The sequence below is a fragment of the Pseudoalteromonas sp. Isolate6 genome (genome assembly GCF_022398435.1).
Lineage (GTDB): Bacteria > Pseudomonadota > Gammaproteobacteria > Enterobacterales > Alteromonadaceae > Pseudoalteromonas > Pseudoalteromonas galatheae.
Genome location: NZ_JAKEVK010000179.1, coordinates 1 through 10,099 on the forward strand (window position 1 = coordinate 1; position 10,099 = coordinate 10,099).

Here is a 10,099-nt window from a genome sequence, read left to right on the forward strand (position 1 = left end):
ATTTATTTGTTATAAATGAAAAAATTCTAACACCGCTCGCATGATAGTTAACTCTTCAAATTGATTGAGGAGTTAACTTAATTAGTATTACTCAAGTTAAATCCGCAATTTTACATTTACCGCCAGCACAAATGGCCTGAGATTGCGCCAACAGTAGCTCCGCTGTCGCTAAAGCATCGCTGAGCGCATCATGCAATTGATGAGGAGGTAAACCATAACGCATTCTACAAGCGTTTAGGGTTAATGCATCTTGCGCCAACGGATAGCCTTGCTTTAATACACGACGCTTGTCTATCTGCATAGTATCTAATAGCAAGGCAGGTCTTACATTTAGTTCAAAGCGCTGAAATGCTGCCTTAAGAAACGCCCAATCCATCTGTACATTATGACATACCAACACTTTACCGTGGAGCGCGCGCTGAAGCGCCAGCAACAAAGTTTGTAAGGATTCACCCTCAGCCAATCGACTACTACTAATACCGTGGAAAACTGGACTTTGTGCAAGCGATTGCACCTCACTGTTCAAATGATACTGCGCATCTTTCACTCGGATCCGCATATTTTTAATCGGCAACCAACCAGCCGACACAATTTCATGGCGCTTAGGATCAAGCCCGGTGAGCTCAAGATCTAGCACCACTAACTCGGCTTGCGCAAACGGCAGATGTTTATAGCGCCACTTAGCAATAGAGTGAGAAAACCAATTCATTGCTTATAAACTCCCTCGAGCAAACTTAAACGCACTCGCCTGCTGTGCTTGTTTTACTAAATAAAATGCTTCTTTGAGTTGATGCCGTTCTAGAGAAGAGAGGTTTTCTGGGTTAATACAATTTCCTGGTAATCCTTCACGGTTGATTTGAGTCTTTAGCCGCAATTGTGTTAAGAACCGCCAACAGTCTTTTAAATTGTCGATATCCGACTTAGCAAGTAATGGGCTTTTAGTCAGTGTCTCTAGGCGCTCTAATGTGTTAGCCCTTGCAACCCCAACCTTTAGCGCATACAACCTAACCACATCGTTGATAATAGCAACCCCACGTTTTTTAAGATCTAAATACTTATGTTTGCTCTTGTCTTTTTCCAGTTTAAATTGTTGAAAGATCCCGATCGGTACCGAATTTGCGTTGATGTCTGTCGCCATTGCCGCATAAAACAGCTCGTTTCGACTGATCTGATCCAAAGATTGGCGAAGGGTCGCATAGAGATCGCTGGCGCCATCAATAAAACGCATATCAAAGTAGATCTTGCAATTAAGCATCGCTTTTGGCGTAGGAGACAAGATCCAATTGCTAAATTTGGCGGTCCACTGGGCAACTGTGCCACGGCAATCTATATTACTAGCCATGATATTTCCCGGGCAAGATTGAATACCGCACTCGTTGAGTTGCTCACAGACAAACGCGCCTAAAGCAGCAAAGTAACTGCGATCGTTTTCGCTGATATTGTCTGGTAGCAATAAACCATTGTCCTGATCTGAATGTAAGGTCTGCTCTTCCCGTGCCTGAGAGCCAAAACAGATCCACGCAAAGCGGCAAGGCGCGGCGCCATGTTGCTGTTGATATAAATAGATTAATCTTGATGTTAGTGCATCAGTGAGGCCGCTTAGTAGTTTGCCAATCAATGAAATATCTTCGATATGATAGGAAAATTGGCGTAATAGATCCGGGATCTCCTGAGCACAGCTTTTGATAGCCAAAAGGTTTTGTGCTTTGTAGATCCTGCCGATAAGCTGCACTGGATCACTTTTTTGCTGTCTCAGCAGATCGGTGCTGGTCAGCATGCCCAGTGGTTTATATGCTTCATTTAACACAGGCAAATGATGAATATTGTGCTTAAGCATTAAATGCAGGGCCGAAAACACACGGTTGTTTTCAAAAATATGTTTTGGCTTTTCCGTCATGATCTCAGCAAGTGGAGCACTGGGATCTTTGTCTTGCGCTAGAACTCGATTGCGCAGATCTCTATCCGTCACAACACCAACCAAGCGCGCTTGCTCCGTGACCATAATTGATGAAACACGATGCTGGCTCATCAATTTGGCAGCGTCACGAATACTCGCTGTTGGCGCGATAGTAACCGCATCTTTAGTCATTAGCTCAGATATTTTCCGCTCTGACCAAGTTTCGCTCTGCTGTTTATAACGAGAAGAAAGTAGTCGGTTAGCATGTGCTCTAACAAAGTATTGCTCAAACGATTTGTATTCTCGGCGCAAAAAGTCAAAGTTCTGCTCATTGAGAATATAAACCAAGCCATCTTTTTGAACTTCGATGTGATTTTGAATGGCATCACCGGTTAATAAAGAAGGATAACCAAAGTAGTCTCCCTCGCTCATACGACCAATGACTTCGTCTTTAGCTGAGATAAGATCAACTACACCTGAGCGCAGCAAATATAGATTTGGCTTGCCATCTTGAAGCCAATCTTGTTGATTCGTCTGGCTAAGATAAACAATTTCGATATGTTTTGAAAAGTAGCTGGCAGCCGCTTCGGGCAATTCAGAAAACGGGGCTTGTTTATAAACAAACTGAAAGACATCTTGAATTTCTGGCGTCATACCTAACTATCCTTTTAATCGTCTACAATTTTACGCTATCAAAAACAAATTTGCCCAGCACGCTGGCTGGGCAAATTCGATTAGTATTGTTTAGTGTGCGTGAGCAGCGCTAGACCCTTTAGGGTTACGGATCCCATCAACCATCACTTTGACTTCTTCAGGTGTGTCCGCAGTTACCTTCATAACCAGTGCAGCTACAACGAAGTTTACTAGCATACCTACAATACCGATCCCTTCAGGAGAAATCCCAAACAACCAGTTTGCAGGGGCATTTAGCTCAGGGCTGACAAACTTAAAGTAAATAATATAAGCCGCAGTGAAACCTATACCCGTTACCATGCCGGCAATCGCACCTTCTTTATTCATGCGCTTAGAGAATATCCCCATGATAATTGCAGGGAAGAAACTCGCCGCAGCCAATCCGAAGGCAAATGCAACTACCGATGCAACAAACCCTGGCGGGTTTATGCCAAAATATGCTGAGATCCCAATCGCTACCATCGCGGCTAAACGCGCAGCCAGCAGTTCTTGTTTATCGTTGATATCCGGTTTAATGGTACGTTTCAACAAGTCATGTGATACCGATGTTGAAATAACCAATAGCAAGCCAGCAGTTGTCGAGAGCGCCGCAGCAATACCACCTGCGGCGACCAGTGCAATCACCCATGCAGGTAGATTCGCAATTTCTGGATTTGCTAATACCATAATATCGCGGTCGATCTTCACCTCGTTTGCACTTGCAGGATCATCAATCTTTCCTGCAGAGTACTGCATTTTGCCGTCACCATTCTTATCATTGAATACGATAAGGCCCGTTCTTTCCCAGTTTTTCACCCACTGTGGTGCTTCTTCATATACCGTGCCACTACCATCTTTACCGTTGATAGTATCGATCATGTTTACGCGAGCGAATGACGCAACAGCAGGTGCAGTTGTATATACGATAGCGATAAACACTAAGGTCCAAGCAGCTGAAATACGTGTGTCTTTTACTCTAGGAACGGTAAAGAAGCGAACAATTACATGTGGCAGACCAGCAGTACCAACCATAAGTGCAGCGGTAATAGCGAACACATCAACCATACTCTTAGAGCCTTCGGTGTACTGCGCAAAACCGAGTTCGGTACTGAGTCCATCTAGCTTGTCGAGTAGATAGGTGCCCGAACCATCAGCCAACGTTGCGCCAAAACCGGTTTGTGGTAGCAAATGGCCTGTCATCATCAGTGAAATGAAAATAGCAGGAACTAAATAAGCAAAGACAAGTACACAATATTGAGCGACCTGTGTATAAGTGATCCCTTTCATACCGCCAAGTACCGCGTAGAAGAATACAATCACCATTCCGATGTAAACACCCGTTTCAATATCCACTTCGAGGAAACGAGAGAACACCACACCAACACCACGCATTTGACCAGCAATATAGGTAAAACAGATGAAGATAGCACACAAAATCGCAACCACACGTGCAACCTGAGAATAGTAACGATCACCGATAAAATCAGGTACCGTGAACTTACCAAATTTACGTAAATAAGGTGCTAAACACAGAGCAAGTAATACGTAACCGCCGGTCCACCCCATCAGGTAAACACCGCCGTCGTAACCAGCGAAGGAAATAATCCCCGCCATTGAAATAAAGGACGCTGCACTCATCCAATCTGCAGCAGTTGCCATACCGTTTGCAACTGGAGGTACGCCGCCGCCAGCAACATAGAATTCATTCGTGGACCCAGCTCTCGCCCAGATAGCGATACCGATATAGAGCGCAAAACTAAGGCCGACGATAATAAAAGTTAAAATTTGAACATCCATCGATTAGCCCCTCACTCGTCCACGCCGTATTTTTTGTCTAATGCATTCATTTTTGAAACGTAGACAAAAATTAACGCAACAAAAGTATAAATTGCGCCTTGCTGAGAAAACCAAAATCCGAGTTTAAATCCAAAAAAACGAACTTCGTTGAGCACATCAACTAACAGAATGCCAAATCCAAATGAGACGACAAACCAAATAGCGAGTAGCTTAAACATCAAGGCGAGATTTTCTGACCAATATGCTTTCGCTTGTTCTTCACTTTTAAAAGCCATTTTAAATCTCCTATCACCCGCTCCAACATAGAGCAAGTTGTGTTAATAGACCTTAATGAGAGTAGCAACGGCTTGATAAGTTGAAATTGAGACCTTAGTCGTAACGGCAAGTTAACGTTTACGTAAACTGCAGATACATGATATTCATAAGAATTAAAAAGTCTTTATAAACAAAAAGATAAGTCAAAACAGGTTGGATGAAGATGTATTTTCAATGAATAGATACGACAGTAAGACATTAGTCTAACTTGAATGGTGAATGAACGCCCTTACTTACCAAATAAAAACCTAACACTTTGATTGTTAATAAGATTAAAAGCTCAAATAAAATTATACAGTAAACTAGACTATGGGTGCCATTTGTTTGCTAAAGTATGACGGTATAAACAACAAAAACTATAACAAACACTATGACTGCCATTTTACTCCTCGTTGCCGCTGCTTATATTGGTGTACTTTTTTGGCTCGCCAACTGGGGAGATAAAACCACCCCCCGCGCACTCAAAATTAGTCATCATCCGTTTGTTTATGCCTTTTCCTTAGGGATTTATTGTACCTCTTGGACTTATTACGGCTCGGTAGGTACTGCGGCCACCAGTAGCTGGCATTACTTCCCCATTCTTTTAGGCCCCATTTTACTGTTTTTGTTCGGTCAGGGGTTTTTACGTAAACTCATATTGGTCAGTAAAAAGCAGAATATCACCACCATTGCCGACTTCATTTCAGCACGATACGGTAAACGCCAAACGACGGCCGTCATGGTAACGATGATAGCCCTATTGGCTACCATTCCGTATATTGCACTTCAGCTCAAAGCCTTGAGTAGTAGCTTCTTGTTATTACAGCAGGACGAGCAAGTGTCTGGCACTGCGCTCGCATTAGCTGGCACTTTAATCATGGCATTATTTGCGATTTTCTTTGGCACAAGAAAGGTGGATGTGACTGAGTATCGCTCAGGGTTGATGTTGGCTGTTGCTTTTGAGTCTATCGTTAAACTGCTCGCGCTCGGTATTGTAGCCGTGCTTGCATGGCAATCCTTAACTCAGGTTCCCGACTCATTTGAAGCATTGAGCGAACATTGGCAATCCTTTGACTTCTTTAACTTCAATTTTGTTGGACAAACGCTCATGGCAGCGGCTGCCATCGTCTGTTTGCCACGACAATTTCACGTTGTGGTGGTAGATAACCACAACACTTCACACTTAAAAACCGCACGCTGGGCATTTACACTTTACCTGTTATTGATAGCGGCCATGATCATCCCGATCGCTACCGCCGCTATCCATCCCGACATTGGCTATGGTGCCGCACCAGATAGTTTCGTACTCGCTTTACCTATTATGATGGAGCATCCAATCCTCGCTACATTTGTATTTATCGGCGGTTTATCAGCGGCAACGGCCATGATAGTCGTTGCAACACTGACACTCAGTACAATGTTATCAAACGATGTAGTATTGCCTTTGTTGTTCAAGCGTAAATTTAAAAAAAACATTCTAAACAGCAGTTTTAAGAGTCAAATACTCTTAGTTCGGCGCTTTGTTATCGCCGCAATCTTATTACTTTCATATATGTACCAACAATGGTTTGGCCATGGTGAGGCACTCGCGAATATGGGATTAGTCGCCTTCTCATTAGTTACTCAGCTACTGCCTGCGATTGTCGGTGGGCTTTATTGGCGCAAAGGCCATGCGTATGGTGTATATGCCGGGCTCATCGCGGGCTTTATCTGTTGGATGCTATTTCTTATGTTTCCAATTTTGGAAGCCGGTGGATTACTTGATTATGAAATGCGTCAGACCCTTATCACCCGAGGAACTTTACTTGCACTGCTCGCTAACATTAGCTGCTATATTAGCTTCTCTATCGGTGCACAGGAGCGCCTAATCGACCGTATTCAGGCTGCAGCATTCGTAAACCCTAAAGATCAGGCTGCACTATCTAAACGCTTGAATAAACAAGTTCGCGCTACCGTGTATGACTTTAAAGTGTTGCTACAAACCTTCTTGGGGGTTCAGCGCAGTCAGCAATTGCTTGGGCACTATGCTCAAAATAATATTTTAGAAGATAATGACGCGTACCCAGCTCCTGAATTTATCTCATTCTGTGAGCGTGCACTCACGGGAGTGCTCGGAGCTTCATCAGCCCAAGCTCTGATCCGTACCGTATCCTCTGGTCGCCAAATGGCATTTGAAGAGGTAGTTAACTTTTTTGATGAAACCACACAAGCACTGCAGTTCAACCAAAACCTACTTTATACCTCATTAGAAAATTTAAGCCATGGAATTTCGGTTGTTGATAAAGATCTAAAACTTGTTGCATGGAACAGGCGTTATCACGAGATGTTCGCCTACCCAGACGGTTTCTTAGAAGTTGGACAACCGATAGAGGAAGTGATCCGCTTTAACGCCGAACGCGGTGAATGCGGACCTGGTGAAATTGATAAACACGTCGATAAACGAGTTCAACATCTGAAAAATGGTACTCCTCACCACTTTATTCGCCACCGTCGTGATGGCCAAGTATTTGAGATGACGGGAAACCCGCTGCCTGAAGGCGGATTTGTGACGAGTTTTTCAGATATTACCACACATATTGCGACGCAAAACGCACTGGAAGAAATCAATATGGATCTAGAGAACCGTATTGAGGCCAGAACCCAAGAGATCCGCACCATTAACATGGATCTTAAAGCGGAAATAGCCAATCGTCACGAAACAGAGCAGGCACTAATGGCCGCTAAAAAAGAAGCAGAACAAGCAAATGAGAGTAAAACCCGCTTCTTAGCGCTTGCCAGTCATGATATTTTGCAACCACTCAATGCCGCACGTCTGTACCTAGCAGCGATTGATAGCAACAATTTAATAAGTAAAGATCAGGGTAACTTTGAAAAACTCACCGATAGCCTAGACTCTACTGTACACCTGATGAGTGCGCTTTTGGATATTGCAAAACTTGAGCAAGGTGCAATGAAGCCCACTCCTAGGCACTTCAACATTGACGATATCTTACTACCACTGGCAAATGAGTATGCCATCATTTCAAAAGAGAAAGGTCTCGAACTTAAGGTGAGAAGCTCCCACAGCATTGTACACAGCGACACCACTTACCTGCGCCGGATCATTCAAAATCTGGTTTCCAATGCCGTTAAATATACCGACAGTGGCAAAGTGCTTATCGCCTGTCGACGCCGTAAACATAGTTTGAGGCTTGAAGTATGGGATACCGGCCCTGGTATTTCAAACCATGAGCAAAATAAGATCTTTAACGATTTTTATCGTATTCAAGCTGGCGATAATAAAGGTATTGGACTTGGGCTTGGTGTTGTGAAACGCCTATGCGATCTATTATCCATCACGATTTCAGTGAACTCGGTTGTCAATCAAGGCAGCCGCTTTGCCATAGATATACCCTATGGCAATGTGGATTTACTCCAAGTAAAAGAAGATATTAGCCAAAAGCCGCAAAACAAAACTCAACTTAATGTCATCGCGGTTGATGACGACCCGAAAAATTTAGAAGCCATGGCGAGCCTGCTAGATAAATGGCATTGCCACTACCAGCTGTTTTATAAGGTAGAGGACGCACTTGCTTACGCAAAACATAACTCCGCACCAGATGTTATTTTAATGGATTATCAACTTAACGATAACTGTGACGGGATCTCTTTGATCAAATCGCTACGCACCGCGTGGCAAGATACGATTCCAGCTATTTTAATTACCGCTGTGAGGGATGAAGAAGTAAAAGTCGCCGCTAAAAGTGAGCAGATCCATTACCTGTCTAAGCCAGTAAAGCCAGCGAAACTCAAGGCTCTGCTCAACCATGGGCGGTGAGCGCACAGACAGTTGCTGAATACCATAGCAATTGCAAAGTTTTTTGTCAGTAAGCGTTTATCTCACTGCCAATTCGCAGTATTCTGAAAGTTCGTTTAGATGAATTGGAATGAGGAAATGAGTTACGTACTAACGACAGAGTGTAAAGATGATATAGGACTGATCGCGAAGATAACAAGCCTTTGTCATGAGCACGACCTAAACATCACGCGCAATAATGAGTTTGTAGATAAAGAAGGACAGCGTTTCTTTATGCGTACAGAGCTCACAGGCACACCCAGTGATAACTTTCTAGCACAACTTCGTCAGTCATTACCAACTGGTGCCAAGTTAAACCTATACGGGCAAGAGCGAACAAAAGTGGTGCTACTTGCGACGAAGGAAGCACACTGCTTAGGCGGTGTGTTGCTTAAACAATATGAACAAGCATTCAATATTGAAGTGCAAGCAGTTATCGCAAACTATGATACGTTGGAACCCCTTGTTAAAGGTTTTGGTATTCCTTTTCATCTGGTATCACATGAAGGGTTGAGTAGAGCTGAGCATGACAGTGCAATGGCTGATTTAATCGAACAATATGATCCCGATATTGTTGGCTTGGCAAAGTATATGCGGATCTTAACACCGGAATTTGTCTCGCGCTTTGACGGGAAAATTATTAATATCCATCACTCATTCTTGCCCGCCTTTATCGGTGCAAAACCCTACCATCAGGCATTTGAGCGTGGTGTGAAAATTATTGGTGCTACCGCTCACTTTGTTAATGATGAATTAGATGAAGGACCTATTATTGCCCAAAATGTCACACAAGTTAGCCATGCTCAAAATGCTGAAGAAATGGCAAGAATCGGTAGAGACATTGAAAAAACAGTATTTTGTAACGCGTTGCAATTAGCCTGCGAGCATAAGCTTTTCATTAACGGCAATAAAACTGTCGTCTTTTCATAATCAGGATTAGAAACGCTGTTTAGCAGCATGGGAATTAAGCGCATGGATGCGTGAAGAAATTATACCAACTAGCTTAGTTAACTCCAGCTTGGGATAAGAATTTAAAAACAAGTGAACTATAAGCCTGTTCCAAGATCAGATCTTTCGACCAAAAAAGAAAGTGAGCTATTAAGGAACAGGCACGAATAAGTTAGTTGAGTGGTTTAGCGATACCGATGATTTTACGAGGTTTTCTAAATTCCAAACAAAAAAAACCATCGCATTGCTGCAACGGGTTTGACGTACATGGATGTACTAATGTCGATTAGAACCATGGATGAATGCTGTTAATCGACCTTTAATAAGGCCCTGGCTCGCTACGAACTAGGATGTTTAATTCTTTTTGTTTGAGAAGCCCAACAGCTCGGCGGGTAAACCACCTCCGACCACGCTGCTCAGTGCAGGTGCTGTGGTGGGAGCGAGCTTGCCTCGCGATGTGTTGATTGCTTGTGATATGTTTTCAAATCCCACATAGCAAAAAACCCGTCGCATTGCTGCAACGGGTTTCTCTAATAAGGCCCTGACGATGTTCTACTTTCACATGGGAAGCCCACACTATCATCGACGCTGTTTTGTTTCACTTCTGAGTTCGGCATGGGGTCAGGTGGTTCCAAAACGCTATGGTCATCAGGAAA

The 10,099-nt window shown here is 43.4% G+C and carries 6 protein-coding genes and 1 rRNA gene; 2 read left to right on the forward strand and 5 right to left on the reverse strand.

Annotation, left to right across the window (positions count from 1 at the left end; all coding sequences use genetic code 11):
• Window positions 1-91: 91 nt before the first annotated feature.
• The 4 genes from L1D50_RS18225 to L1D50_RS18240 all read right to left on the reverse strand — a co-directional run bounded on the left by L1D50_RS18225 (window position 92) and on the right by L1D50_RS18240 (window position 4,641).
• Window positions 92-709 carry a 3'-5' exonuclease gene (locus tag L1D50_RS18225; protein WP_138524236.1) on the reverse strand — a complete coding sequence of 206 codons (618 nt, stop codon included), beginning with the start codon at window positions 707-709 and terminating at the stop codon, window positions 92-94.
• A 3-nt stretch (window positions 710-712) separates the two neighbouring features.
• The gene (locus tag L1D50_RS18230; RefSeq protein ID WP_239966546.1) at window positions 713-2,551 is read right to left on the reverse strand and encodes a DUF294 nucleotidyltransferase-like domain-containing protein; all 1,839 of its coding nucleotides are present in this window, start codon (window positions 2,549-2,551) and stop codon (window positions 713-715) included.
• 90 nt (window positions 2,552-2,641) lie between these two features.
• Window positions 2,642-4,366, reverse strand: a complete 1,725-nt coding sequence (locus L1D50_RS18235) for a sodium:solute symporter family protein (protein WP_010607554.1) — start codon at window positions 4,364-4,366, stop codon at window positions 2,642-2,644.
• A gap of 11 nt (window positions 4,367-4,377) precedes the next feature.
• Entirely contained in the window at window positions 4,378-4,641 is a 264-nt protein-coding gene (locus L1D50_RS18240; RefSeq protein ID WP_010607553.1) for a DUF4212 domain-containing protein, read from the reverse strand.
• 410 nt (window positions 4,642-5,051) lie between these two features.
• Between L1D50_RS18240 and L1D50_RS18245 the strand changes: the two genes are divergently transcribed.
• The gene (locus tag L1D50_RS18245) at window positions 5,052-8,477 is read left to right on the forward strand and encodes a PAS-domain containing protein (protein WP_128725341.1); all 3,426 of its coding nucleotides are present in this window, start codon (window positions 5,052-5,054) and stop codon (window positions 8,475-8,477) included.
• Between the two features lie 117 nt (window positions 8,478-8,594).
• Window positions 8,595-9,425 (forward strand): formyltetrahydrofolate deformylase, encoded by an 831-nt coding sequence (gene purU / locus L1D50_RS18250; RefSeq protein WP_128725342.1) that lies wholly within the window; start codon window positions 8,595-8,597, stop codon window positions 9,423-9,425.
• 557 nt (window positions 9,426-9,982) lie between these two features.
• Here the strand turns inward: purU and rrf are convergent.
• A 5S ribosomal RNA gene (gene rrf, locus L1D50_RS18255) occupies window positions 9,983-10,096 on the reverse strand.
• Window positions 10,097-10,099: the final 3 nt, after the last annotated feature.

Coding starts and splice junctions, on each gene's coding strand:
- L1D50_RS18225 (WP_138524236.1), bottom strand. CDS start 709: ATGAATTGGTTTTCTCACTCTATTGCTAAGTGGCGCTATAAACATCTG.
- L1D50_RS18230 (WP_239966546.1), bottom strand. CDS start 2,551: ATGACGCCAGAAATTCAAGATGTCTTTCAGTTTGTTTATAAACAAGCC.
- L1D50_RS18235 (WP_010607554.1), bottom strand. CDS start 4,366: ATGGATGTTCAAATTTTAACTTTTATTATCGTCGGCCTTAGTTTTGCG.
- L1D50_RS18240 (WP_010607553.1), bottom strand. CDS start 4,641: ATGGCTTTTAAAAGTGAAGAACAAGCGAAAGCATATTGGTCAGAAAAT.
- L1D50_RS18245 (WP_128725341.1), top strand. CDS start 5,052: ATGACTGCCATTTTACTCCTCGTTGCCGCTGCTTATATTGGTGTACTT.
- purU (WP_128725342.1), top strand. CDS start 8,595: ATGAGTTACGTACTAACGACAGAGTGTAAAGATGATATAGGACTGATC.